Genomic DNA, 24,309 nt, shown 5'->3' on the forward strand with positions numbered 1-24,309 from the left:
TCCCTGGCAAAGCGCGGAAGTTTGCCATAGGCGAAGACGCCCCTCGCCGGCCGTCGCTACGGGATGGTTACAACGTGCGCTCGGGCTCCATCGGAACCGCGGTCGACGGCTGCACCTCGCCGGGCATCACGAGCCGGATGCGCAGCCCGTGCGGCGCCGCGTCCATGACGGCCAGCTCGCCGTGCAGCGCATCGGCGCGCTCGCGCATGCTGCGCAGGCCCTTGCCTCCGGGCTCGCCGGCCGCCCCGGCCAGGCCGCACCCGTCGTCCAGCACTTCGAGCACCAGCCCGTGCGAGCGTTCGCGCGGGCCAAAGCGCACTTCCACGCGCGACGCCTGCGAATGGCGCAGCACGTTCGACAAGGCCTCCTGCGCGATGCGGCACAGCTGCATCGCGGCTTCGGACGACAGCGGCGGCGCCAGCACCACGTCCTGCACATTCCACACGAGCGCGATGCCCAGCCGGTCGAACGCCGGTTGCAGCCGGTAACGCAAATGACCCAAACGCTCGCCGATGCTGGTGTCGGCCTGGTCGTCGAGGGAGTCGACCGTCATCTGCAGCTCCAGCAGGCAGGCCTGCAGGGCCATCGACAGCTCGCGGGCGTCGGCGGAGCGCGGGTCGTAGCTGGCCATGAGCGCCACCAGCCGCGAGCCGACGCCGTCATGCAGGTCGCTGGCGATGCGGCGGCGCTCGGCGAGCACGGCCTGCGCCTGGCGGTTGCGCAGAAGGCGCCGCCGCGTGAGGTACCAGGTGCCGACGATCATGCAAAGCACCGCAATGTTCACGCCCTGCAAGGCCCAGAAAGCGAGCGGTACCTCGGTGCCCAGCGTGGTGATCGCCGAGGTCGCGCGAATCACCTGCCCCACCACCGGCGTCAGGTGCAGCGCAAACGCAAGCCCCACCCACAGCAGCATCCGCCGGCGCGAGGCACGCGGCCACAGCCAGATCAGGAGCACGCACCACGCTGCGATGGAAAGCCACACGAACTGGTCCTCCAGGAAATACGGCGGGAGCGGGGGCGCCGACGCGGGCATGGGTGGCTCCGCTGCGAACGCGGCGCGCCCGAAGCGCGCCCTAGAGCAGCCCCCGGTGCGAGGCGAAGCTCACGGCCTGCGCGCGGGTGTGGGCGTGCAGCTTGCGGTAGATGTTTTTGACGTGCGCGTTAACCGTCTGGGCACTGATGGTGAGCTGCAGTGCGATCTCTTCCGTCACATATCCCGTGGCTACAAGTCGCAACACTTCGCGCTCCCGTGCCGACAGGGTGGCCTTGCTGTCCGGCGGGCGCACCGGGCTCGCATTGGAGCGTTGGTGGTCCAGGTGCACGAGCAGCCGGCGTGCCAGCCGGGGGGTGATGGCGGCCCCGCCGTTGACCACCTGCAGCACGGCCTGGGCGTAGCTCTGGAACCAGGCGTTCTTTACCAGGTAACCCGAGGCGCCGAGCTCGAAAGCGTGCAGCACCTGAGGCTCGTCTTCCAGGGCGGAAATGACGATGATCTCGGCGGCGCTGCGGTGTTTCTTGGCTTCTTCGATGAGCTCGAATCCACTGCCGTCTCCGAGGCGGATGTCGACCATGAGCACATCGAATTCATGCTGCATGAGGAGGCGCCGGCCCTCGCGCAGGGAGCCGGCCTGGCCCTCGAGCTGGATGCGCAGATCGCCCAGCAGCTCCTGGGCGATGACGCGGCGAACAAAGGGATCGTCGTCGACGAGCAAGACACGAACGGGCTTGGTTTCCTGGCCTGTGAGGTAGTCCGGCCACGGCAGGGTATCCGCCGAGGGCGCGAGGAGCCCACCAAACTGGCCAGGATTGGAGAATTTCCTAGCACCGCCACTGACGTCGGTCAATGAAATGTCAAGTTCGTTTTCCATTTGCGTCCCCTTGTCACAGATAAAAGTCGCGACTTCGTGAACAAAAGTTAATCGATATCTACTCTTTTTTTGGTTCGGGGCTTTTTTGATTACCTTGGTTTCTTTCGGTTGCAATATTGCCAGAATGTGAACGAAAGTGATAGTGCCCACGAGGGGAACAGGGCCTCAAACCGATTCCCTCCCAACGCCCAAAACGCCTTCGGGCATTGCTTTCGCCATAGCCTTGCACTACCCACCCTGAGGCATTTTTCGATCGCTTCCCCCCGCTGAAACTGCATCCCGGTCGCAACGGAATCCCTTCAATCCGTGCTCGCTGACCGTTAGCTGATGGCCGGATTCCCCGGCGATCGGGTTCGTTTCAACACTATCGAGGAAGCATCATGAAGAAGACTCTTATCGCCATGGCAGTGGTTCTCGTGGCTGGCGTTGCTTCGGCAACCGCAACCAGCACGGCCCTTGCAGCTACCGCCACCACCACGGGCTCGTCGAGCTCGGCAGGCTCGGTTGCCGCAAGTTCCGGAACCGGCAGCGCCTTGAGCTACAACGCAGCCAACTCGGGCTCGGCGGCCTCGGCCAATGCCGCATCCAACACGAGCGGCAACTTCATCAACCGCACCGGCAGCGCAGCGGTCGGCGGCACGGCAGCCACTCAGGGCAGCGTGACCAGCTTGGCCGTGACGACCGGCAACGGCCTCGCGGCAGGCGGTGCGAACGCTCAGGCCAACGCGGGCTCGGCCGCCAACGCCAACTACGCGTCGGGCGTCATCAACCCGGTCGGCGGTAGCGCAACCGGCGTGGCCACCTCCAGCACCAACAACTCGGCCGCCACGGCCGCGGGCCCTGGCGGCGGCGCCGCCCTGGTGACGCGGACCTCCGGCACGCTGTCGGGCTACAGCGCCACGTCCAACGCCACGAACGGCTTCTTCAACAACAACACCGCTGTCACGGCGGGCGCAGGCTCGGCCGGTGGTTCCTCGGGCGTCATCAATGCCAGCACCGGCAACGCGGTGACTTGGATGAACGCGGTTCCCACCGGCGGTACTGCGGGCGCTGGCGCAACGGCATCCGCTCCCTGAGCGATCCGGTCAATCGGTTGTTGGACCAGAAATGGGGAGGGGCACGCCCCTCCCCCGCTTCCCAAAGGAGTCGAAAAAATGAAAACATTGATCGCCCTGACCTTGCTGGGCTTGTCCGCGGGCGCCTTGGCGCAAACAACGGCGGGTGGCGCCAACAACCAGTCGCAGAGCTCGGCCACCACCAACGCCCAGGGCAACACCCAGGCGGTGAACTTCAACAGCTCCGCCCCCTCGGATGTCACCTCCCGGGCCACGGTGGACAGCAACAGCACACAGAACATCAACAACACGGGTGCGACGACCAGCGTCGTCGACTACCGTGGCAGCTACACCGTCAAGAACGTGCCCTCCGTGAGCGGCCCGAACCTGACGACCAGCAATGACACCTGCATGGGCAGCTCGAGCGCCAGTGCCAACGGCCCGGGGGTCGGGCTGAGCTTCGGCACCACCTGGACGGACGAGCACTGCAAGCGCCTGAAGATGAGCCGCGAGCTCTGGAACAAGGGCATGAAGGCAGCGTCGCTGGCCATGGACTGCATGGACCCGCAGGCCCAGGCGGCCCTGGAGATGACCGGCTCGAAGTGCCCGCAGTCGATGACCGCCGAAGAACGCGTCAGTGCGTTCGGACCGCAGGCATCAGGCAGCGGCGCACCGGTGGCGGCACGTCCGGCGGCGCCTGTGGCTCCGGTGGCCGTGGCACCGGCACCTGTGCCGGCCCCCGTGGCGGTGGCCGTGCCCCAACCGGTTGCGCCTGTGGCACCTGCGACGCCTGTCGCGTTGGCTCCAGCCCCGGTGCCCGCGCCGGTCGTGGCGGTGCAACAGCCCGCCGCACCGGCCACGCTGGTCGAGGCGATGCCCATGGCAGCCCCGGTGCAGGAACAGCCGGCACCGCAACCCGCGCCGGCTGCAACCGCCGTCCCGGTGTCTGCACCGGAGGTGGCACCGGCTCCCGTGGCCGCAGCGCCCGCCGAGGAAGCGGCTGCACCTGCCGCGGAACCGGCCCCGGTCATGGCGAGCGCCGTGGCACCGGTCGCGCTGGCCCCGCAGCCGGACATCCTGGAAGCGCGCATCGCGCGCCGCCTGCCGGCTGAGCCGGCCGACGAGGTGGCTGCAGCACCGGTCGACGCGCAATGAGGCCGGATCTGGAGTCCATCATCATGAACACCAGGACCGTTCCTCTCTGGCTGGCCGCCTGTTGCGTGGCGACGGCGTCGGTCGCCGCCACGCCGGTCATCCGCATCGAGCGGATGCCCATGGGCAGCGGCCTGCAGAACGCCAGCGGCACGGAGAACGCCGAGCCGGTGGGCGACTACGGCGTCTGGCACGTGCCGCAGTACATGCCGGGGTTTCCGACCTCGGCCACCATCTGGCCGCGCGTCGTGGTCATCCAGTGCAACGTCTCGCGGTGCAGCGGCTACGAGGTCACGCCCGAACTGGGCCGGGGCGAGTACCTGTTCTTCCGGCCTGCGGAAGACAGCAGCGTCGGCCGCAAATAGGCAGGCGCGCAGACGCCGCTTTTTCGAACGATGCGCCGCCGGGTCCGCAAGGTCCCGGCGGCGCGCGGCCGTGTGCGGATACCCTTCGCGCATGCACAACCCCTTCGTGCGCGCCTTGCGCGCCCTGTTTCGCGTCGTCGCCACCACGATCCTCGTGCCGGTGCTGCTGTTCGAGGAATGGGGCTGGGCGCCGCTGGCGGCGCTGGTCGCGCGGCTGTCGCGCCTGCCCTTCTGGGCGCGGCTCGAAACCCGGCTGCGCGCGCTGCCGCCGTGGGGCGCACTGCTGGCGTTCTTCGTGCCGGTGCTGCTGCTCTTTCCCGTGAAGCTGCTGGCGCTCTTTCTGTTCGGGCGCGGCCACGCGATCAGCGGCATGGCCGTGCTGCTGCTGGCCAAGCTCGCGGGCACGGCCGTGGTCGCGCGGATCTTCCAGCTGGTCGAAGGCTCGCTGATGCAACTGGCCTGGTTCGCCCGCTGGTACCCGCGCTGGAAGGCTTGGAAAGACGGCGTGCTGACGCGGGTGCGCGAGAGCCGCCCCTGGCGCATCGTGCGGGCGGTGCATCGGCGCGTCCTCCGGGGATGGCATCGGTTGCGCGCCGAATGAATCTATTTTTACCCGGATGTATTGTGTTTTGTATTTTGCCCGGGTAATATTTGGAGATGAATCCATCTCCCTCCACACGACGTACCCTCGTCAAGCAATACAAGGACAGCGTGCGCCCTGCCGGCGTCTTCGTCATCCGCCACCTGATGGACGGCCGCGTCTACGTGGCCGGCAGCCTCGACGTCGAAGGTGCCATGAACCGCGCCCGCTTCGAGCTGAACCTGCGCTCGCACCGCAACAAGGCATTGCAGCGCGACTGGGTAGCGCATGGCGCGACGCACTTCAGCTTCGAGGTAATCGACCGGGTGAAGGAGCGCGACGACCCCGTCTTCGACCGCGCGGCCGAGCTGGAAAAACTGCTTGAACTCTGGCGCGAGGAACTCCAGTGCACCGGCGACAAGGGCTACAACACACCATGAGCACCGACGCATTGGCCTTTTGCCTCGACCTCGGCCGCGCCCACGCCAGCCTGCGCCTGAAACTCAACGAAGACCTGGGCGCCTTTCACGGCCTGGACTATGAAGACTTCACCCTGCTCCACCTGTTGCTGCGTGCCGGCAATGGCAACATGCCGATAGCCGAGCTTGCGCACACGCTGGGGTTGCCAATGTCAGCGCTGATCCGCAAGATGGTGCTGCTCGAAAAGACCGGCCTGGCCGAGCGCATGACGGGAACGGATGGCGACAGCCGGCGCCATGCGGTGATTCGCAGCGGCGGCAGGAAATTGATGCAGGTCGCAATCACGACCGTCGAGGCGATTTGTGCCGACGCCGTGAAATCGCTGGATGCGCAACGCCTGCCAGACCTCCATGCCGCGCTGCGGGCGCTGGGCGATCACGATACGTCGCACGCCTGAACCGTCCTGCGGGTAGATTACGAACCTCGTTTCGTTCCGCCCGGATCGACAACTCAAAAAAGAATCCGCATGTCACCCGACGAACTACCGACCACATTCACTGCATTTGCCGGCTTCCAGCGCGTCGCCGCCGGCACCAAGGCCCAGGTCCTCACGCAACTGCGCGAGCGCGGCGACGCCGCCGCCTGCCTTGTGTTCGACGACCAGACCGGCGAGCAGCTCGATGTCGATCTGCGCGACCCGAAGGCCATCGAAACTTCCGCGCTCGAAGCCGAGAAACACGAAGACGCACCGCGCGGCGTCGGCCGTCCGCGCCTGGGCGTGGTCGCACGCGAAGTCACGCTGCTGCCGCGCCACTGGGAATGGCTCGGCCGCCAGCCGGGCGGCGCCTCGGTGGCGCTGCGCAAGCTGGTGGACGACGCGCGCCACGTGCACGCCGACCGCGACACCGTGCGCGCCGCACGCGAAGCCACCTACCGTTTCATGACCGCCATCGCGGGCAACCTGCCCAACTTCGAGGAAGCCACGCGCGCGCTGTTCGCGGGCGAGCATCAGCGCTTCAGCGACCTTGTGGAACCCTGGCCCACCGACCTGCGCGTGCACCTGCACAAGCTGTCGGCCGGTGGCTGGGGCGCCGCATGAGCGCGGCGCCCGACAACAGCAGCACCACCACCCGCAGCCCCGGCAATCCGAGCGGCCTGCGGGGCGTGCCGGTGGCGCCCGTGGGGGCATCGCGTCCGCTGTGGAAGGTGTTCCTGTTCTTCCTGGCGCCGATGTTGCTCAGCAACATCCTGCAGTCGCTCTCCGGCACCATCAACAACATCTACGTCGGGCAGATGCTCGGCGTGAGCGCGCTGGCGGCAGTCTCGAGCTTCTTCCCGGTGATGTTCTTCTTCATCGCCTTCATCATCGGACTGGGCGCCGGCGCCTCGGTGCTCATCGGCCAGGCCTGGGGCGCGCGCGACGCGGCCAAGGCCAAGGCGGTGGCGGGCACCACGCTCACGGTGGGCCTGCTGCTGGGCCTGGCGATCGCGGTGTTCGGCGGTGTGTTCACCACGCCGATGCTGGCCATGCTGGGCACGCCGCCCGACGTGCTGGCCGACTCCACGCGCTACGCCCGCATCATGCTGATCGCGATGCCCGGCGTGTTCCTGTTCCTGCTGGCCACGGCCATGCTGCGCGGCGTGGGCGACACCATCACGCCGCTGCTGACGCTGCTGATTTCCACGGCCATCGGCCTGGTCGTCACGCCCGCGCTCATCCGTGGCTGGGGCGGGTTGCCACAACTCGGCGTGGCAGCGGGCGCGTGGGCCTCGGTGCTGTCGTTCGCGGTCGCAACCACGTGGCTGGGCTTCCGGCTGCGCCAGAAAAAGAGCCCGCTCGCGCCCGACGCGGAGTTCGTGCGCTGCCTGCGCATCCAGCCGCAGCTGCTGAAGGCGGTGCTCAAGATCGGCGTGCCCACCGGCGTGCAGATGATCGTGGTGGCGCTGGCCGAAGTGGTGCTGCTGTCGATGGTCAACAGCTACGGCTCCCACGCCACGGCCGCCTACGGCGCGGTGAACCAGGTGGTGGCCTACGTGCAGTTCCCGGCCATCTCGATCGCGATCACCACGTCGATCCTCGGCGCGCAGGCCATCGGCGCGGGCCGCGCCAACCGGCTCGGCGCGATCGTGCAGACCGCGCTGGGCATGAACCTCGTGCTGACGGGCGGACTGGTGCTGCTGGGCTATCTGTTCTCGCGTCCGCTGATGGGTTTCTTCATCACCAGTGCGCCGGTGATCGAGATCGCTCAGAACCTGCTGCACATCATGCTGTGGAGCATGGTGCTGTTCGGCATGGCCTCGGCGGTCTCGGGGATCATGCGCGCCAGCGGCTCGGTGCTGGTGCCGACACTCATCACCATCGCCTGCATCCTGGGCGTGGAAGTGCCGGTGGCCTGGCTCATGAGCCGCCACTTCGGCATGGGCCTGGACGGGATCTGGGTCGCCTACCCGGTCACCTTCGGCGCGATGCTGCTGCTGCAGACCGCGTACTACCGGCTGGTGTGGCGCAAGAAGCCGATCGGGCGGCTGGTCTGATCGGCGCCTCGGCGGGGGTCACTCCCCGTCGAAGGCCTTCTTCACCGTGGCGATGTCGAGCTTGATCATCGTCATCATGGACGCCATCGCGCGGGCGGCCTTGGCGGGGTCCTTGTCCTGGAACATGCGGATCATCGGCAGGGGCGCCACCTGCCACGACACGCCGAAGCGGTCGGTGAGCCAGCCGCACTGCACGGGCTGGCCGCCGCCCTCGAGCAGCTTGTCCCAGTAGTAGTCGACCTCTTCCTGCGTCTCACAGGTCACGCTGAGCGAGATGGCCGGATTGAACTTGTACTCCGGCCCGCCGTTGAGCACCATGAACGACTGCCCGTCGAGCTCGAAGGTCGCGGTGAGCAGCTTGCCCTTCTTGGCCGGATTCACATCGCCCCAGAGCAGCGTGTCGGTCAGGCGCGACTTCGGAAAGATGGCGGTGTAGAACTTGACCGCGTCCTCGCCGTTGCCGTCGAACCAGAGGCAGGGAATGATCTTCTGCATGGAATCTCCTTTGCTTCGATGATGAACTGGAGGGTTCAGTATCAAAGCCGAAGCGGCGCGTTGTCAACCAGCGCCGCGGCTGTCAGTGAGAAGTTCGCAGGCGGGGCCGAGGGTCACAATGGTCCGGTCCTTTGCTTCGGAACTGCCATGTTCGCCCCTTCAAGAACCCGCTTCGGCGCCCAGGCTTTCCTGACCGCCGGGCTCGCCGCCCTGGCCGTGTCGGCCGGTGCGGCCGATGCCACATTCCCTGATGCCGCCGCAAGCGACCCCGCCAAACTCGGCTGGATGACCGGCTCGCCGCCACCGCCCGACCGCACGCTGCGTTTCGACGACGGCAGCTATTTCCAGTTTCCGGCCATGCGCTGGAGCGTGTCGAATTTCCGCCAGCTGATGCCGACCGTGAACGTGTCGCGCGGGCTCGGCGCGCCCACCGCCCTGCCCCAGGCCTTGCGCCAGGACATCGACACGCTCAGCTTCACGCCGCTCGACGCGAAGACGCCCATGACCTGGGACGCATCGCTGGCCGCCACCTACACCGACGGCATCCTCGTGCTGCACCGCGGGCGCGTGGTCTACGAGCGCTACTTCGGCGTGCTGAAGGACGACGGCCAGCATGGCGCCATGTCGGTCACCAAGTCGGTGGTCGGCACGCTGGGTGCGATGCTGGTGGCCGAAGGCACGCTCGACGCCAACAAGCCGGTGGCCGACTACGTGCCCGAGCTCGCGAAATCGGCCTTCGGCAACGCCACCGTGCGCCAGGTGCTCAACATGACCACGGGCCTGAAATTCAGCGAGGACTACGCCGACCCGAAGGCCGAGGTCTGGGCCCATGCGCAGGCCGGCAACCCGCTGCCCAAGCCCAAGGACTACACCGGCCCGCGCAGCTATTACGAGTTCCTGCAGACCGTGCAGCCCGAGGGCAAGCACGGCGAAGGCTTCGGCTACAAGACCGTCAACTCCGACGTGCTGGGTTGGGTGATCGCGCGCGCCACCGGACGCACCGTGGCGCAGTTGCTCTCGGAACGCATCTGGCGCCACCTGGGCGCCGAGCAGGACGCCTACTTCACCGTCGACTCCATCGGCACGCCCTTCGCGGGCGGTGGCCTGAACACCGGCCTGCGCGACCTCGCGCGCTTCGGCGAAATGCTGCGCAACGACGGCCGCGTGAAAGGCCGGCAGATCGTGCCCAAGGCCGCCGTCGAAGACATCCGCCGCGGCGGCGACAAGGCTGCCTTCGTCAAGGGCGGCTACCCGCTGCTGCAGGGCTGGAGCTACCGCAACATGTGGTGGGTGACGCACAACGACCACGGTGCCTACATGGCGCGCGGCGTGCACGGCCAGCGCATCTACATCGACCCGAAGGCCGAGATGGTGATCGTGCGCTACGCCTCGCACCCGATCGCGGGCAATGCCGCGAACGACCCGGTCACGCTGCCGGCCTTCGAGGCGCTGGGACGGCACCTCTTGGCACAGCGTCGCTGAGCTACCAGCGGTAAGTCGCCGTGGCCGTCGCCGTGCGCGGATAGCCGTAGTAGCAGTTGCGGTAGCCGCAGTTGGCCAGGTAGGTCTTGTTGGTGAGGTTGCGCAGGTTCAGGGCCAGGCTCCAGCGGTCGATGTCGTAGCCGAGCATGGCGTCGAACACCGTCGACGCAGGCACCTTGCTGGGCCAGGCGGCTTCGCCGTCGCCGTAGTTCGACCCCGTGTAGCGCGCGCCCAGCCCCACCTTCACGCCGCTGGCAAAGCGGTAGTCCGCCCACACCGACAGCCGGTGGCGCGGCACGGCCGTGGCCTGCCTGCCGATCTCTTTCGTGTTGGCGCTGGCCGTGACGATGGCGCGCGGCGTGTAGCTGTACGAGGCCGTGAGGTTCAGGCGCGAAGCAATCTCGGCCGTGGCCTCGAGCTCCAGGCCACGCACCGAGATCTCACCCGTCTGCTTGGGCATGAACTCGCCGTCGTAGCTGATGTAGTTCTTGCGCCGCAGGTCGAAGATGGCGGCGCTGTACATCGCCTTGCTGCCCGTGGGCTGGTAGCGCACGCCCGCCTCGTATTGCTTGCCGCTTTCAGGCTTGAACGGGTCGCCCGACACCGGGTCGATGGTGGCCGTGGGCGCGAACGACTCCGAGTAGCTCAGGTACGGCGCCCAGCCGCTCGGGTGCAGGTAGACCAGGCCGGCCCGGCTGGTGAACTTGTGGTCGCGGATGCGCTGGCGCGAGCCGTCGATGCGGCTGTCCACCGTGCTGTCGGCGGTGTCGTAGCGCCCGCCCACCGTCAGCGTCCAGCGGTCGCCCCACTTGATCTGGTCCTGCAGGTAGACGCCGGTCTGCGTGAGCCGGGTGATGCCGTTGAAGTACGGCTCGGGCAGCGCGATCGGGCCGCCGTAGCGCGGCGCATAGATGTTCAGCGGCGAGGCGCTGCCGCCGCTGAAGGTGACCTGGTCGATGCGCGTGCGCTGGTAGTCCAGTCCGACCAGCACCTTGTGCTGCGTCTCGCCCAGGCGGAAGTCGGCCTGCAGCTGGTTGTCCAGCGCCACGGCGCCGATGTTCTCGCGGCTGCCGAACACGCTGCGCGACATCTGCTGGAAGTTGTGTGGGTCGTTCGGCACCTCGGGGTTCAGCGCCATGAAGCCCCGCAGCTGCGTGCCCGTGTAGTCGAGCTTCTGGTGCGCGTAGCGCGCGTTCTGCCGCACCGTGAAGGTGTCGTTGATGCGGTGCTCGAACTGGTAGCCGACCATTTCCTGGTCTTGATTGAAGCGGTCGAAGCCGGGCTCGCCGACGAACAGTGTCGACGGAATGGTGGTGCCGATCGCCGTCGCATCGAGCGAGCCGACCTGCGGCCGCGCGCGCGTGTAGACGCCGGCGCGCGTGCGGGTGAACTGCGACAGCAGCGTGAGCGTGGTGTCGCTCGACGGCTTCCAGGTGAGCGACGGTGCGATGTAGGTGCGGTCGTCGGCCTCCTTGGCCGCCGGCAGTTGCGCATCGCGCAGCAGCCCGGTGATGCGATAGAGCACCTTGCCGTCGGCATCCAGCGCGCCCGAGAAGTCGCCCGACACCTGCTTGCGGGCGTGGTCGCCCACCTGCAGCTGCAGCTCGCGCACGGGCTCCGCCGTGGGGCGCTTGCTGACCACGTTCACCACCCCGCCGGGGCCGCTCATGCCGTACAGCACCGACGACGGACCGCGCAGCAGCTCGATGCGCTCGGCGCCGTAGTTCTCGGTGCGCCACACGCCCCAGGTGCTGTTGTTGCGCAGCGGCAGGCCGTCGAGATAGAAGCCCGGTGAATACGCGTCGAAGCCGCGCAGCGAGATCCAGTCGTAGCGCGAATCGGCGCCGTAGGTGGTGGTCGACACGCCCGGCGTGTAGCCCAGCGCGTCCTTGAGGTTGGTGGCGCCGATGGCCTCGATGCGGTCGGCCGTGATCACCGAGATCGACTGCGGCGTCTCGATGATCGGCGTGTCGGTCTTGGTGCCGGTGGCGCTGCGCTTGGCGACGTAGCCCTGCACCCGGCCCGTGGCGCTTTCCTCGCCGTCGGCGATGACGTTCACGGCCGGCAGCGTCGAGGTGCCGCCCGTGGCCGGCGCGGTCTTGATGACCGCCGCATTGCCTTCCATCGTGGCCGCCAGGCCGGTGCCGGCCAGGAGCCGGTCGAGCGCCTGCCGGGCCGTGAGGCTGCCCGAGATGGCGGGCGCGGTCTTGCCCGCGACCAGGCTCTGCTGCACGACCAGCTGGATGCGGGTCTGCCGCGCCCAGTCGTTCAGCGCCTCGGCCAGCGGCTGGGCGGCGATGCGGATCGGCTGGGGCGCACCCTGCGCCCGGGCCAGCAACGGCGCATTCGCCAGGGCCAATGCAACGGCCAGGGCCAGCGGCGCGGGTGTCATCTTTGTTATCAAGCGCTTCGTCATCGAACGTCTTCCAGGTAGTGAATGCAAATGGTTCCTATCTGGGCTGACGCACGAGCCGGCGGAATCCCCGTAGTGCCGGCGAAAAATTTTTGGGTTCTTTTGTTTTAGGGGGCGGGCACGAGCTCCGCGACCGGGCCGGCTTCCTTCAGCCGCACCGGCAAGGCGCTGGCCAGGGCGCGCCGCAGCGTGCGCGCGTCCCGCGGATCGAAGGTGCCGCTCAGGCGCAGCGCCGCCACGGCCGGGTCGTTCACCACCAGGCCGGTGCTGCCGTAGCGCTCCAGTTCGGCCAGCGCGCGGGCCAGCGGCGTGTCGACGAAGCTCAGGCGGTGATCGCGCCAGGGCGCGATGCCGTCGCGCGGCACGGCCGAGACGGCGGAGAACCGGCCCTGCGCGTCGCTTTCCACCTGCCGGCCGGCGATGAGAAAGACTTCGCTGGTCGCATCCGGCGCCCGGCGCACCACGCGCACCTTGCCCTCTTCGACCGACACCCGCGTGCCGTCGGCGCCCGGCATGCCGGGGGTGTGCCGCACGGCAAAACGCGTGCCGACCACGCGCACACGCAGCGGACCGGCCAGCACGTCGAAGGGACGTTTCGCATCGGACTGCACGGCGAAGACCGCCTGCCCGTCGATCAGCGTCACCTCGCGGCGGTCGCGGAACAGGCGCACTTCGAGGCGGGTGGCGGTGTCCAGCCGCAGCCGGGAGCCCTCGGGCAGCGGTGCTTCGAGCTGCTGGCCGCGCCGGGTGGCGAAGGCCTGTTCGAACACGGGCTGACTTTGCACCTCGCGCCACCCGAGGTAGCCGGCACCGACCGCCATGCCGGAGGCGGCCAGCACGAACGCCGGTTTCAGGAAACCACGGCGCGTGGGCGTGGCGGGCGCGCGGCCCTCGAAGCCGCTGCGCCAGCCCGCGACCGTTTCGGGCGCGATCGCGTCGAAGGCGCGCCAGCGCGACTCCCATTCGCGAAAGGCCGCGCTATGGCGCGCATCGGCGCTGAGCCAGGCCTGGAACGCGTGTTCGTCGGATGCGCCCCAGTGCGCACGCTGGCGGCGGACGAACCAGTCCAGCACGTCCTGTCGCAGGCGCAGGGCTTCTTCGGACGGTGGTGACGTTGGGGTCATGGCGTGGGAATCGTTCTTATGGGGGTAGACGCACGAGCGTGGTCAAACCCTGTAATGGGGCGTGTTCTGTGGGCTCTCAGCTCACTGCGAACCACGGGTTCGCTCCAGGCACGCCCAGCACGCCTCCATCGCGATGCGCAGCTGCATCTCGACCGTGCGCACCGAAATGCCCATGCGCGCAGCCACCTCGGCGTATGAGAGCCCGTCGAACTTGTAGAGCACGAAGGCTTCGCGGCAGCGAGGGGGCAGCCGGTCGATGGTCTCGACCATGGCCGCCATGCCCTGGCTGGACGACAGGATGGCGTCGGGCTCGAAGGTCTGGGGACCGATGCAGTCGTCGGCGTCGGGTGGTGCCTCATCCGGCGCTGCCGTGTCGCCGCCCGCGCGCACGCTGGTGCGGCGGTGGTGGTCGGTGACGAGGTTGCGGGCCGTGCGGTACAGCAGCGCGCGCGGGTCGCGCACCACGCTGCCGGTGCGCTGCGCTTCGTACACCCGCACGTAGCTCTCCTGCGCCAGGTCGGCCGCGGTGGCGCGGTCGGGTACCTTGCGGGACAGAAAGCTCAGCAGCTCGCGGTAATAGTGTTCGAACACAGGCGCACCACAGCCGGAAAAGGCAGGTCGAAGTCCAGGGGCAGGTTGGCTTCGACACGGCGTGGCTACCTGAGAGATTCAAAAACGTGAAAACCGCAGGATTATCTGCGGGTTCAACCGGCCGATCGCCGAAGGGTAGGCATTTCGCTTGCCATGGACGGCATGCGCGCGGGCTACCCTCCTCTTCGGCGCCTCTCGAATTGGCCTGCCCTCAGTTCCCGCACGCCGGGTGCTTCTGCCCCTCGGTGGTGTTCGGCAGGCCCAGGAAGTCCAGGATGTGCGGCGTCGTGCCGTCCACCTGCGTCAATGCGGTACCCCCGAGGTTGCCCAGGCAGTAGCTGGGCTTGAGTGGGTTCTGGTGGTTATTGTTCAGGATCAGCAGCGTGCTGCGTTCGGCCGCCGTCTGCCCGCCGTGGCTGCTGCCGGTGCCGCCGTGGTCGGAGGTGACGACGATCAGCCATTCTTCATTCGCGTAGTTCGGCCGCGACGTGAGCGCCGTGAGCACCTGCTGGATCTGCTGGTCTTCGCCGGCGATCTTGCCTTGGTAGAAAGCATTGAGCGGGTCGTAGCTCGGCGCGTGGACGTCGACGTTGTGCAGGTAATAGAAGATGGCCGTCGGCGGGTTCTTCCAGCTCAGCCAGCCTTTCACCGCATCGGTGGCCTGCTGCGAGTTCTTGGCCGCGTTGGCGACCACGAAGTCGGCCAGGGCCGGGCGCAGGTTGTGGGTGATGTTGAACCAGTCGCCCACCACCGCGGTCGTGGCCGTCGGCCAGGCCGCCTTGATCTGGTCGAACACGTGCGTCTTCTTCAGCGGCAGCGTGGTGGTGTTCGAGGTCACGCCGTGCTTGTCGGCCCAGAAGCCGGTGAACACCGACGACCAGCCGGGTCCGCTCACGGTCGCCTGCTTGGTGCCGCCCGCCAGCACGTTGCCGTGGAAGGCACCGCCGGCAATCAGCGCCGACATCGCCGGCGTCTGCACGCAGCCGGCGCACTGGATGGCGTCGCCGCGCAGGCCGTCGATGCCGATCAGCAGGATGTGCTTGTTGCCGGGCACAGGATTGGGAACGCCGTCGCCCGCAATCAGCGAATAGTGGTCGTAGGGGTTGCCGGCGTAGTCGGTCTTCAGGCCGCCGATGTCGCCGGCGCGCTTGTCGCTCAGGTCGCAGCGCTGCTGGGTCTTGTTGTAGTCGAAGGACTTGCACCACGACGAGCGGCTCGCGTCGGTGCAGGCGTTGGCGCAGTCGGCGGGCGTCACGGACTGCAGGGCTTCGGTGTTGTAGCCGCTGATGGCCGCATTGGCCGTGTGCGCAAAGGGCTTCAGCGGATCGGGCTTGAGGCTGTAGTGGTCATAGGGGTTGCCGGGGTAGTCGGTCTTCAGCCCGCCCACGTCGGCGGCGCGCTTGTCGCTCAGGTCGCAACTCTGGTTCGTTTTGTTGTAGTCGAACGAGACGCACCAGGCGCCGCGTGGCGCGCCCAGGCAGGCCCACGCGCACATCTCGGGCGTCGACTGCGTCAGGTTCTCGATGTTGTTGCCGGAGATGGCCGCGTTGGGTGTGGTCGCGAAAGCGTCCAGCGAAGCGGCGCTTGCATGGCCCGCAAGCGCTGCGAACAGCAGGCCCGCCAGGGATGCACGGATCGATGACTTCATGAGGTCTCCTCATCACAGGGTCGTGGGGTGATTCCCGGGAGCTGCCTCACTGTCTTTTGCAGAGTGAGTGCAACGCCGGGCGGAGTAAATCACCGCCGCCTGCCATCGATCCAATTCAAAAATCTTCGATGTTGTATTGAGCAGAGCTATACATCGCCGTGTCACGAAACGGCCGCTATCGCGTGCGATTCGAGAACGCCATCACCCCATCGTCCACGCGCCCGAGGCGCAGCAGGAGGATGTCGCGCAGGTAGTTCTGGTGCAGCTTCCACGGCGTGTGCGCGCCTTGTTTCGGAAACTTGTCGAGCGAGCGCTGCACGTAGCCCGAGCTGAAATCGACCCAGGGTTCGGGCGACAGATCGGGGCCGGCGTTGTGCGGCGTGCATTGCCGCCAGCCGTGCTTCTGCATGTGATTCAAGAGCCGGCAGACGTAGGCGCAGGTCAGGTCGCACTTGAGCGTCCACGAGGCGTTGGTGTAGCCGAAGGACGAGGCCAGGTTGGGCACGTCGCTGTACATCATTCCCTTGTAGTTGAAGGTGCCGGCAGGGTCGATGCGGCGGCCGTCCACGCTCAGTTCGATGCCGCCGAGCACCTGCAGCTCGAGGCCGGTGGCGGTGACGATGATGTCGGCCTCCAGTTCGCGGCCCGACTTCAGGCGCAGGCCACTGGGCGTGAAGGTGTCGATGTGGTCCGTGACCATCGATGCGCGCCCTGCGTTGAGCGCGGCGAACAGGTCGCCGTCGGGCACGAGGCACAGGCGCTGGTCCCACGGGTTGTAGCGCGGCGTGAAGTGCGTGGCGACGTCGTAGCCTGGCCCGAGTGCGTGGCGCACGCCGCCCAGCAGCATGCGCTTGACGCGCGCCGGCTTGCGCCGCGCGAGGCGGAAGAACAACATGCCGAGCGTCACGTTCTTCCAGCGCGTGAGGCGGTACGCGGCCATCGCCGGCAGCAGGCGCCGCAAGCGGTTGGCAATCGGGTCTTCGGCGGGGCGCGCCACCACATAGGTCGGCGAGCGCTGCAGCAGCGTGACGTGCTCGGCGGTCTTTGCCATGGCGGGCACCAGCGTCATCGCGGTGGCGCCGCTGCCGATCACGACCACGCGCTGGCCGCCGTGGTCCAGGTCGGCGGGCCAGTGCTGCGGATGGACGATGCGGCCCTTGAAGTCGGCCATGCCGGCGAAGTCGGGCGTGTAGCCCGCTTCGTAGCGGTAGTAGCCGCTGCACAGGAACAGGAAGTTGCAGCGCCACTGCACGAGCTGTTTGTCGGGGCCCTGCTCCACATCGACCGTCCAGCAGGCGTCGGCGCTCGACCAGGCGGCGCGCACCACGCGGTGCTGGTAGTGGATCTTGTCGTCCACGCCGTGCTGGCGCGCGGTGTCGCGCACGTACTGCAGGATCGACGGACCGTCGGCGATCGCCTTGGCCTGCGTCCATGGGCGGAACACGTAGCCCAGCGTGTACATGTCGGAGTCGGAACGCACGCCGGGGTAGCGGAACAGGTCCCAGGTGCCGCCGCTGCGTTCACGCCCTTCGAGGATCGCGTAGCTGCGGCCCGGGCACTGCGCCTGCAGGTGGCAGGCGGCGCCGATGCCGGAGAGGCCGGCGCCGACGATCAGGACATCGACGTGCGGCGGCGCGTCGGCCGGTTGTTCTGCTTGCATCGGGGGCTTGTCTCCTGGCTCATGGCTTGTTGTTGTCCGGGTTGTCCGTGGGCGTGCGGCGGATCATCAGCCAGGCGCTCACCGCACTCAGCACGGCCAGGCCGGCGCTCAGCAGCATCACCCAGCGGAAGCCCGCGACGAAAGATTCGGCCACGGCACGCTTCACGGCGGCAACGGTGGCCGCATCGGCCCCCGGCGGCGCGCCGGCCGCTGCCAATCGGTCGCGCTCGGCCGCAAGAAAAGATCGCACCTCGTCCGACGCGCCCATCGCCTGCAGCCGCTCGGCCAGCGCCGCGTCGAAGGCCCAGGCCATGATGGCGCCGAACACCGCAATCGCCAGCACCGCCGCCGCGCGCGACACCGCGTTGTTCACGCCCGAAGCCACGCCCGCAAGGTCAGGCCCCACGGCGTTCATGACCGTGGTGGTGAGCGGCGCGACCGTCACCGTCATGCCGAAGCCCAGCACCACCACAGCGGGCAGAAAGCCGCTCCAGTAGCTCGCGCCCACGCCAGGCAGCGCGAACAGCGCAAAGCCCACGGCCGCGATGGCCGGCCCGATGACCAGCGGCAGGCGCGGCCCGAAGCGGTCGACCAGTTGCCCGGCCCAGCCCGAGAGCGCGAACATGAGAAAGATGAACGGCAGCAGCGCTGCGCCCGCCACCGTGGCCGAGTAGCCCTGCACCTGGATCAGGTTGAGCGGAAAGAAATACAGCCCGCCGCCCAGCGCCGCATACAGCAGCAGCGTCAGCAGGTTCGCACCGCTGAAGTTGCCGATGCGCAGCAGCGACAGCGGCAGCATCGGCGTGCGCGCCCGGCGTTCGGCGATGACGAAGCCCACGCTGCCCACGACACCGATGGCCAGCGCCGCAAGCACGGCCGGCGAACGCCAGCTCTGCGTCGGCGCCTCGATGAAGGCATAGACGATGCCACCCAGCCCGGCGGTTGCCAGCAGCGCGCCCCACAGGTCGAGCCCGCCGCGCGCCGCAGCGCCTTTGCTCTCGGGCACGTGACGGCGCACGATCCACAGCACGAGCAGCGCCATCGGCACGTTGATGAGAAAGGCCCAGATCCACGAGAAGTGATCGACGAGAAAGCCACCCAGCACCGGCCCCACCGCCGCCGTGATGCCGCTGAAGCCCGACCAGGTGCCGATGGCCTTGCCGCGCTCCTTCTCGGGAAAGGCGGCGCTGATGAGCGCCAGGCTGCCCGGCACCAGCAGCGCGCCGCCGATGCCCTGAACCGCGCGTGCGGCGATGAGCTGCTGCACGTCGGCCGCGAGCGCGCAGCCCACCGACGACAGGGCGAACACGACGACGCCGATGGCAAAGATGCGCCGCCGTCCGTAGCGGTCGCCGAGCGCGCCGCCCACCAGCAGCAGCGCCGCGAGCAACAGGGCATACGACTCGACCACCCATTGCGCCTGGAAGGCCGTGGCGTGCAGGTCGGCCTGGATGGCAGGCAAGGCAACGTTGACCACGGTGCCGTCGATGAAGGCCATGCTCGAGCCGACGATGGCCGCGGCGAGCACCCAGGGCTTCGAAGCTTCGGGGCAGACGCCCTCTTCCGTGGGTGGATTCGCCCCATGCAGGATCAGCGTGTCGTCGCAGGGCGCCTTGCCGATCTGTGCCATGGGGCCTCCGGTTCAGGGGTTGCCGGTGTGGCTCCTTCCCCCTTTGGGGGAAGGTTGGGATGGGGGCATCTGCCAACTGGACGCCATGTGCTTTCGAGCGCCGCCGCGCCCCCACCCCTGCCCTCCCCCAGAGGGGGAGGGAGAAAGACAAAAACAAAGCGTCAGATCGCGCACGCCGTCGCGCCCGGGTTGGCCTGCGCCGCACTCACACTGCGTGCCATGGCCGCGGCTGCCGCCGCCGTCACGCGCTGCGCGCCCTGCGCCAACGCATCCATGCCGCTGCCGGTCGCCTCGCCCGCGTCGAGCCGGCACACCACCGTGCGCGCTTCGTCGGAACGGCGCAGCGTCCAGCTGAAGCCGGCGTCCACGCGCCCGCCGTCCACCAGGTCGAACTGGCGCACCTGCACCGCGACGCGCCACACGGGCTGCGAGGTCTGGCGGCCGCCCTGCGTCACGTCGAGTGCGCCGAGCCGGCCGGCGATGCCGCTGCCGAGCGCATCGCGCAGCTCGTTCTCGAACGACGAGGCCCAGCGGTGCTGCTCGAGCACGTCGACCTGCACGCCGCCGGTCGGGCGGCGCACCACCATCTGCGGGCGTGCGAGCCGCTCGGGCACGGCCACGGGGGCGAGCTCGATGTACATCGGCGACGCCGCATTGGGAACGCGAGGCGCCGCGTCGGTGAGCGCGGGCGGGCTGGCCAGCGTGTAGTAGCTGTCGGGCTTGCTCGCGCAGCCTGTCAGCACCACCAGCGCGGCGGCACACGCGAGAGCGAAGGTCGTCGTCTTCATTTCTTGTCGTCCGGTTTGCCGCGCAGCAGCGATTCGGGATGGCGTTCGAGGTAGTCGGTCAGGATGCGCACCGAGCCTGCGGCGCGCGTCAGCTCGCGCAAGGTCTGGCGCATGTCCTGCTGCAGCGGCGAGTCGTCGGCCAGCGTGCGTTCGGCCGAGTTGACGGTCTTGCGCACGTCCTTCATGGCCGCGGCCAGCTCGGGCGTCACGTCGGTGTTGATGCGGTTCACGGTCTGCTCGGTGCTGGCGAGCGTCTTGTTGAGCGTGGCCAGCGTGGTGCGCAGGTCGCCGGCGATCTGCTCATACGGCACCTTGTTGAGCTTGGTGGCGATTTCCTGCACCTGCGTCTGGATTTCATCCAGGCCGTTGGCGATGGTCGGCAGCTCGATCGGGCTCTTCGACAGGTCGATCTTCGCGGGCGGCGCCTTCGGGAAGAAGTCGAGCGCCACGTAGACCTGGCCGGTCAGCAGGTTGCCGTTGCGCAGCTGGGCGCGCAGGCCCTTCTCGGTCAGGAAGCGCAGCCGCTCCTGCTGCGTCGCGCGCGACTCCGTCTCCTGCGCACCGGCACCGCTCTCGCGGCGGCGCAGACGGTCGGGGTAGATCTGCACCAGCACCGGCATGCGGAACTCGCGCTCGGCGCGGTCGAACTCGACGCCGATGGATTTCACCTCGCCCAGCACCACGCCGCGGAAGTCGACCGGCGCGCCCGGCGTGAGGCCGCGCAGCGACTGGTTGAAGTACATCAGCAGCGTCTGCGAAGGGCCGTCGGGCTCCTTCATGGCGGAGGTTTCGTCCTGCGCCAGCACGAAGGCCGTGTTCTCCTTGGCCAGCGGGCCCATGGCGTCGTCGGGCGCCTGGAAGGCGATGCCGCCGAGCAGGATGGTCGCCAGCGATTGCGTGCGCAGCGTGAAGCCGCTGGCGCTCAGCTGCGCGTCGATGCCGCTGGCGGGCCAGAAGCGCGTGTTCATGCCGACGAACTTGTCGTACGGCGCGTTCACGAACACCCGCAGCGTGACGCCGCGGCCGTCGCCGTCGAGTTCGTAGGCCGCGACCTGCCCGACCTTGATGCGCCGGAAGTACACGGGCGAACCGACGTCGAGCGAGCCCACGTCGCGCGCACGCAGCAAGAACTGCTGGCCCGAGTCGCCGCGCGTGACGATGGGCGGCACTTCGAGGCCGGTGAATTCGCCCGAGGTTTCTTTCTCGACGCCCGCGTCGGCGCCGATGTAGGCGCCCGACAGCAGCGTGCCCAGGCCCGAGATGCCCGAAGTGTCGAGCCGGGGCCGCACCACCCAGTAGCGCGAGTCGGTCGAGGTGAAGCCCTCGGCGTCCTTGTTGAGCTGCACCAGCACGCGCACGTGCGAGCGGTCGCGCGCCAGCCGAAGGCTCTGCACGAGGCCGATCTGCACGTCCTTGTATTTCACGGCGGTCTTGCCGGCTTCGAGGCCCTCGGCCGTCTTGAAGGTGAGCACGATCTCGGGGCCGCGCCCCATGAGGATCTTGGCCACCAGCGTCACGCCGACCAGCGCGGCGACGATGGGAATCAGCCAGATCAGCGAGGGCAGCCACTCGCGGCGGCGCGCCACTTTCGGTTTCGGCAGCGCGGGCGGGGCCGACGCTGCCGGACGGTCTTGCGGTTGCGTGTCTTCGTCACTCATGCGATTTTTTCTTCCCTGCTTTCAAATTCGGTTGCGTCCGTGTCGGCTTGCGGCACCGGGCCGTCCCACGTCAGGCGCGGGTCGAAGCTCAGCGAGGCCAGCATGGTCAGCACCACCACCGCACCGAAGGCTGCAATGCCCACGCCCGCGGTGATGACCGCGAAGCCCTGGATCTGCACCAGCCCGGTCAGCAGCGACACAACGAACACATCGAGCATCGACCAGCGTCCGATGATCTCGATGATGTGATACAGCTTGGCCCGCTCGCGCCGGCGCCAGTTGCTGCGCCGCTGCGCCAGCACCACAAGCAAGAGCAGTACCGCCAGCTTGAACAGCGGCACCAGGAAGCTCGCGATGAACACGATGGCCGCCAGCCCCCACGCGCCCGACACCCAGAAATAGATGACGCCGCTCAGGATGGTGTCGTACTGCGCACCGAACAGCGTGCGCGTGATCATCACCGGCAGCAGGTTGGCCGGGATGTACATGATGCAGGCCGCGATGAGGAAGGCCCAGGTGCGGTTCAGGCTCTGCGGCTTGCGCGTGTGCAGGCGCGTGCCGCAGCGGGCGCAGGCCTCGCCCTCTTCCGCATCGCGCCAGACAGCGGTGCAGTGCGTGCAGACGTGCAGGCCGAGCCCGGCGGCCGTCGGCACCGGGTTTGCGTGGTCATGGTCGTCGTCGGCCTGCGCCTCCCAAGGGCGCGCCGAGGCCAGGCGGGCGGGCAGCCCGCGCACGTTCATGCGCGCACCTCCGGCGCTTCTGCATCCGCTTGTGCGTCTTCCTCATCGGCCTGGCGGAAGGTCATTTCCCAGAACGCACCGGGGTTGAACGACAGCACCGCCGTGAGCGTCACGGTGAGCGCCACGAAGGCCCACAGCGCCGGTCCCGGCACCACCGTCGCCATGCTCGACAGCTTGACGATCGCCACCAGCACGCCGAGCAGGAACACCTCGATCATTCCCCAGGGCCGCAGCGACTGCATCATGCGCACCAGCATCGCGAACCCCCAGGGCCGGTGCGCGCGGGCCAGCGGCACCAGCAGGTAGGCCAGGATGCACAGCTGCAGCAGCGGAAACAGGATGGTCGTGGCCAGCACCAGCAGCGCCACCGGCGACATGCCCTCGGCGCTCAGCACCACCACCGCACCGGCCAGCGTGGTCTGGCTGCGCAGGCCCTGCAGCTCGATCTCGACGATGGGAAACAGGTTGGCAATGGCGAACATGATCAGGCTCGCGACCGTCAGCGGCAGGATGCGCCGCTGCTGCGCGCCCGGGTGCCGGTCGAGCTCGGTGCCGCAGCGCGGGCACTCGGCCACGTCGCGCGGCGCCAGCGGCGTGCGCGCATAGACCGCGTCGCAGCCCGGGCACACCACGGTGTCAGGTACTTCCTTCATGAGGCCGTACCCTACCTTATTCAGGCGTGCGGGCTTGTCGTCTTCAGCCGCAGACTGCTGAAAACCGCAGCCACCGCCGCGCAGCCCGCCGCCAGCACCAGCGCCACCACCGGACCGTGTCCGCCGTGTGGGCTCCAGATGCTGAACACCGCCGCCAGCACCACGGCCCCCAGCGTCTGCCCTGTGAGCCGCGCCGTGCCGAGCATGCCGCTGGCCGCACCACTTCGGTGCGCCGGCGGCGAGCTCACGATGGTGTGGTTGTTGGGCGACTGGAACAGGCCGAAGCCCAGGCCGCACAGCGCCATGCGCCAGGCGATGTCGGCATTGCCCGGGTGCGCCGGCAGCGCCGCCAGCAGCGCAAGGCCGGTGGCCAGCAGGCCCAGGCCGATGCCGCCCAGCAGCCCGTCGGGGTAGCGCCCGATCAGCCGGCCGGCGATGGGCGCCATCACCACGATGGCCAGCGGCCACGCGGTGATGAGCAGGCCTGCCTCGATGTGGCTGCGGCCGTACACATCGAGCAGCAAGAACGGCAGTGCGATGTAGGCCAGCATCTGCGCGCAGAACGCCGCCACCGAGGTGCCCATCGACAGCGCGAACACCGGAATGCGCAGCAGGTCGATGGGGAACAGCGGCACCGTCAGCTTGCGCTGGCGCCGCAGGTAGACAAAACCCACCGCCAGCCCGGCCCCCAGCGTGGCCCAGGCCGACCACGGCGTGCCCGTGGCCTGCACCCCGCCCTCGCGCACGCCCAGCTGGTCCACGCCGAGGAAGACCAGCGAGAACATCAGCACGTTGAGCGTCACGTCGACCAGCGAGAAGCGCGCGCCCGCGGCCGGCGCCGAGCGGTTGAACGGCAACGCCCGCATGCCCAGCGCAAAGGTGACGATGCCCAGCGGCACGTTGATGGCAAAGAGCCACGGCCACGACGCCACCGACAGGATCGCCGCTGCCACCGAAGGCCCAGCCACCGACGAGGTGGCGACCACCAGCGAGTTGATCGCCATGCCCTTGCCCAGCTGCGCCGACGGGTAGGTGAGCCGCACCAGCGCCGCGTTGACGCTCATGATCCCCGCCGCGCCCAGCCCCTGGAGCGCGCGCGACGCGATCAGCGTGCCGAGCGAATTGGCGAAGGTCGCGGCCAGCGAGGAGACGGTGAACACCGCCATGCCCACGAGGTACACGCGCCGGTAGCCCACGAGGTCGCCCAGCGAAGCCAGCGGCAGCAGCATCACCAGCGTGGCGATCTGGTAGGCGTTGACCACCCAGATCGCCTGCGCCGGCGTGGCCTGCAGCTCGCGTGCGATGCCCGGCAGCGCGAGATTGACGATGGTCCCGTCGAGCACCGACACCGTGAGCCCGAGGATGATGACCAGCATCGCCCAGCCGCGAGCGGGCGAAGCGAGGCCGTCGAGGGGAAGCGGCTTGGCGTCGCTTGCTGTGGCCGCCGTCATG

At 68.4% G+C, this 24,309-nt stretch carries 23 protein-coding genes; 9 read left to right on the forward strand and 14 right to left on the reverse strand.

Annotated elements, in window-relative coordinates:
* Positions 1–67 precede the first annotated feature (67 nt).
* Both CLU95_RS30120 and CLU95_RS30125 read right to left on the reverse strand, forming a co-directional pair.
* Positions 68–982: a sensor histidine kinase gene (locus CLU95_RS30120; RefSeq protein WP_257214775.1), complete on the reverse strand. Its 915-nt coding sequence runs from the start codon at positions 980–982 to the stop codon at positions 68–70.
* Between the two features lie 91 nt (positions 983–1,073).
* Positions 1,074–1,868 (reverse strand): LuxR C-terminal-related transcriptional regulator, encoded by a 795-nt coding sequence (locus CLU95_RS30125; RefSeq protein ID WP_099796979.1) that lies wholly within the window; start codon positions 1,866–1,868, stop codon positions 1,074–1,076.
* Between the two features lie 380 nt (positions 1,869–2,248).
* Between CLU95_RS30125 and CLU95_RS30130 the strand changes: the two genes are divergently transcribed.
* The 8 genes from CLU95_RS30130 (at position 2,249) to CLU95_RS30165 (ending at position 7,975) form a co-directional block, all read left to right on the forward strand.
* The gene (locus tag CLU95_RS30130; RefSeq protein ID WP_099796980.1) at positions 2,249–2,944 is read left to right on the forward strand and encodes a hypothetical protein; all 696 of its coding nucleotides are present in this window, start codon (positions 2,249–2,251) and stop codon (positions 2,942–2,944) included.
* Between the two features lie 78 nt (positions 2,945–3,022).
* A complete protein-coding gene (locus CLU95_RS31245) occupies positions 3,023–4,078 on the forward strand; it encodes a hypothetical protein (RefSeq protein WP_257214776.1) in 1,056 nt (351 codons plus the stop codon).
* 23 nt (positions 4,079–4,101) lie between these two features.
* On the forward strand, positions 4,102–4,440 hold the full coding sequence (locus CLU95_RS30140; RefSeq protein WP_099796981.1) for a hypothetical protein: 339 nt from the start codon (positions 4,102–4,104) through the stop codon (positions 4,438–4,440).
* A gap of 91 nt (positions 4,441–4,531) precedes the next feature.
* Complete coding sequence (locus CLU95_RS30145) at positions 4,532–5,041, forward strand: hypothetical protein (protein ID WP_099796982.1); 510 nt, start codon at positions 4,532–4,534, stop codon at positions 5,039–5,041.
* Between the two features lie 56 nt (positions 5,042–5,097).
* Entirely contained in the window at positions 5,098–5,460 is a 363-nt protein-coding gene (locus tag CLU95_RS30150) for a GIY-YIG nuclease family protein (protein WP_099796983.1), read from the forward strand.
* Complete coding sequence (locus CLU95_RS30155) at positions 5,457–5,897, forward strand: MarR family transcriptional regulator (RefSeq protein ID WP_099796984.1); 441 nt, start codon at positions 5,457–5,459, stop codon at positions 5,895–5,897. The genes CLU95_RS30150 and CLU95_RS30155 overlap by 4 nt, the downstream gene beginning before the upstream one ends.
* 69 nt (positions 5,898–5,966) lie before the next feature.
* On the forward strand, positions 5,967–6,539 hold the full coding sequence (locus CLU95_RS30160) for a DUF2239 family protein (RefSeq protein WP_099796985.1): 573 nt from the start codon (positions 5,967–5,969) through the stop codon (positions 6,537–6,539).
* Positions 6,536–7,975 (forward strand): MATE family efflux transporter, encoded by a 1,440-nt coding sequence (locus tag CLU95_RS30165; RefSeq protein WP_099796986.1) that lies wholly within the window; start codon positions 6,536–6,538, stop codon positions 7,973–7,975. The genes CLU95_RS30160 and CLU95_RS30165 overlap by 4 nt, the downstream gene beginning before the upstream one ends.
* Positions 7,976–7,993: 18 nt before the next feature.
* On the opposite strand, the gene CLU95_RS30170 is transcribed toward CLU95_RS30165, so the two are convergent.
* Complete coding sequence (locus tag CLU95_RS30170) at positions 7,994–8,470, reverse strand: VOC family protein (protein WP_099796987.1); 477 nt, start codon at positions 8,468–8,470, stop codon at positions 7,994–7,996.
* A 147-nt stretch (positions 8,471–8,617) separates the two neighbouring features.
* On the opposite strand from CLU95_RS30170, the gene CLU95_RS30175 reads away from it, so the two are divergent.
* A complete protein-coding gene (locus CLU95_RS30175) occupies positions 8,618–9,952 on the forward strand; it encodes a serine hydrolase domain-containing protein (RefSeq protein ID WP_099796988.1) in 1,335 nt (444 codons plus the stop codon).
* A 1-nt stretch (position 9,953) separates the two neighbouring features.
* Here CLU95_RS30175 and CLU95_RS30180 read toward each other — a convergent pair whose 3' ends face one another.
* From CLU95_RS30180 to CLU95_RS30230, 11 genes are all read right to left on the reverse strand, one after another.
* Entirely contained in the window at positions 9,954–12,368 is a 2,415-nt protein-coding gene (locus CLU95_RS30180; RefSeq protein WP_099796989.1) for a TonB-dependent siderophore receptor, read from the reverse strand.
* 104 nt (positions 12,369–12,472) lie between these two features.
* Positions 12,473–13,489, reverse strand: a complete 1,017-nt coding sequence (locus tag CLU95_RS30185; protein ID WP_099796990.1) for a FecR family protein — start codon at positions 13,487–13,489, stop codon at positions 12,473–12,475.
* A gap of 81 nt (positions 13,490–13,570) precedes the next feature.
* On the reverse strand, positions 13,571–14,080 hold the full coding sequence (locus CLU95_RS30190) for an RNA polymerase sigma factor (protein WP_099796991.1): 510 nt from the start codon (positions 14,078–14,080) through the stop codon (positions 13,571–13,573).
* 211 nt (positions 14,081–14,291) lie between these two features.
* Complete coding sequence (locus tag CLU95_RS30195; protein ID WP_099796992.1) at positions 14,292–15,728, reverse strand: PAN domain-containing protein; 1,437 nt, start codon at positions 15,726–15,728, stop codon at positions 14,292–14,294.
* A gap of 175 nt (positions 15,729–15,903) precedes the next feature.
* On the reverse strand, positions 15,904–17,388 hold the full coding sequence (locus tag CLU95_RS30200) for a flavin-containing monooxygenase (protein WP_099796993.1): 1,485 nt from the start codon (positions 17,386–17,388) through the stop codon (positions 15,904–15,906).
* A 19-nt stretch (positions 17,389–17,407) separates the two neighbouring features.
* On the reverse strand, positions 17,408–19,018 hold the full coding sequence (locus CLU95_RS30205) for an MFS transporter (RefSeq protein ID WP_099796994.1): 1,611 nt from the start codon (positions 19,016–19,018) through the stop codon (positions 17,408–17,410).
* A 161-nt stretch (positions 19,019–19,179) separates the two neighbouring features.
* Positions 19,180–19,806, reverse strand: a complete 627-nt coding sequence (locus CLU95_RS30210) for a PqiC family protein (protein WP_099796995.1) — start codon at positions 19,804–19,806, stop codon at positions 19,180–19,182.
* Entirely contained in the window at positions 19,803–21,464 is a 1,662-nt protein-coding gene (locus CLU95_RS30215; RefSeq protein WP_099796996.1) for a PqiB family protein, read from the reverse strand. Before CLU95_RS30215 ends, CLU95_RS30210 begins: the two co-directional genes overlap by 4 nt.
* A complete protein-coding gene (locus CLU95_RS30220) occupies positions 21,461–22,204 on the reverse strand; it encodes a paraquat-inducible protein A (RefSeq protein WP_099796997.1) in 744 nt (247 codons plus the stop codon). The genes CLU95_RS30215 and CLU95_RS30220 overlap by 4 nt, the downstream gene beginning before the upstream one ends.
* Positions 22,201–22,857 carry a paraquat-inducible protein A gene (locus tag CLU95_RS30225; RefSeq protein WP_099796998.1) on the reverse strand — a complete coding sequence of 219 codons (657 nt, stop codon included), beginning with the start codon at positions 22,855–22,857 and terminating at the stop codon, positions 22,201–22,203. The genes CLU95_RS30220 and CLU95_RS30225 overlap by 4 nt, the downstream gene beginning before the upstream one ends.
* A gap of 20 nt (positions 22,858–22,877) precedes the next feature.
* Complete coding sequence (locus CLU95_RS30230; RefSeq protein ID WP_099796999.1) at positions 22,878–24,308, reverse strand: MFS transporter; 1,431 nt, start codon at positions 24,306–24,308, stop codon at positions 22,878–22,880.
* Position 24,309: the final 1 nt, after the last annotated feature.

The organism is Variovorax sp. 54 (assembly GCF_002754375.1).
Classification (GTDB): Bacteria; Pseudomonadota; Gammaproteobacteria; order Burkholderiales; family Burkholderiaceae_C; genus Variovorax.

Bases quoted from the DNA above. Each gene is read 5' to 3' on its own strand.
- CLU95_RS30125 (WP_099796979.1), bottom strand. From the start codon at position 1,868: ATGGAAAACGAACTTGACATTTCATTGACCGACGTCAGTGGCGGTGCT.
- CLU95_RS30130 (WP_099796980.1), top strand. From the start codon at position 2,249: ATGAAGAAGACTCTTATCGCCATGGCAGTGGTTCTCGTGGCTGGCGTT.
- CLU95_RS31245 (WP_257214776.1), top strand. From the start codon at position 3,023: ATGAAAACATTGATCGCCCTGACCTTGCTGGGCTTGTCCGCGGGCGCC.
- CLU95_RS30140 (WP_099796981.1), top strand. From the start codon at position 4,102: ATGAACACCAGGACCGTTCCTCTCTGGCTGGCCGCCTGTTGCGTGGCG.
- CLU95_RS30145 (WP_099796982.1), top strand. From the start codon at position 4,532: ATGCACAACCCCTTCGTGCGCGCCTTGCGCGCCCTGTTTCGCGTCGTC.
- CLU95_RS30150 (WP_099796983.1), top strand. From the start codon at position 5,098: ATGAATCCATCTCCCTCCACACGACGTACCCTCGTCAAGCAATACAAG.
- CLU95_RS30155 (WP_099796984.1), top strand. From the start codon at position 5,457: ATGAGCACCGACGCATTGGCCTTTTGCCTCGACCTCGGCCGCGCCCAC.
- CLU95_RS30160 (WP_099796985.1), top strand. From the start codon at position 5,967: ATGTCACCCGACGAACTACCGACCACATTCACTGCATTTGCCGGCTTC.
- CLU95_RS30165 (WP_099796986.1), top strand. From the start codon at position 6,536: ATGAGCGCGGCGCCCGACAACAGCAGCACCACCACCCGCAGCCCCGGC.
- CLU95_RS30170 (WP_099796987.1), bottom strand. From the start codon at position 8,470: ATGCAGAAGATCATTCCCTGCCTCTGGTTCGACGGCAACGGCGAGGAC.
- CLU95_RS30175 (WP_099796988.1), top strand. From the start codon at position 8,618: ATGTTCGCCCCTTCAAGAACCCGCTTCGGCGCCCAGGCTTTCCTGACC.
- CLU95_RS30180 (WP_099796989.1), bottom strand. From the start codon at position 12,368: ATGACGAAGCGCTTGATAACAAAGATGACACCCGCGCCGCTGGCCCTG.
- CLU95_RS30185 (WP_099796990.1), bottom strand. From the start codon at position 13,489: ATGACCCCAACGTCACCACCGTCCGAAGAAGCCCTGCGCCTGCGACAG.
- CLU95_RS30195 (WP_099796992.1), bottom strand. From the start codon at position 15,728: ATGAAGTCATCGATCCGTGCATCCCTGGCGGGCCTGCTGTTCGCAGCG.
- CLU95_RS30200 (WP_099796993.1), bottom strand. From the start codon at position 17,388: ATGCAAGCAGAACAACCGGCCGACGCGCCGCCGCACGTCGATGTCCTG.
- CLU95_RS30205 (WP_099796994.1), bottom strand. From the start codon at position 19,018: ATGGCACAGATCGGCAAGGCGCCCTGCGACGACACGCTGATCCTGCAT.
- CLU95_RS30210 (WP_099796995.1), bottom strand. From the start codon at position 19,806: ATGAAGACGACGACCTTCGCTCTCGCGTGTGCCGCCGCGCTGGTGGTG.
- CLU95_RS30215 (WP_099796996.1), bottom strand. From the start codon at position 21,464: ATGAGTGACGAAGACACGCAACCGCAAGACCGTCCGGCAGCGTCGGCC.
- CLU95_RS30220 (WP_099796997.1), bottom strand. From the start codon at position 22,204: ATGAACGTGCGCGGGCTGCCCGCCCGCCTGGCCTCGGCGCGCCCTTGG.
- CLU95_RS30225 (WP_099796998.1), bottom strand. From the start codon at position 22,857: ATGAAGGAAGTACCTGACACCGTGGTGTGCCCGGGCTGCGACGCGGTC.
- CLU95_RS30230 (WP_099796999.1), bottom strand. From the start codon at position 24,308: ATGACGGCGGCCACAGCAAGCGACGCCAAGCCGCTTCCCCTCGACGGC.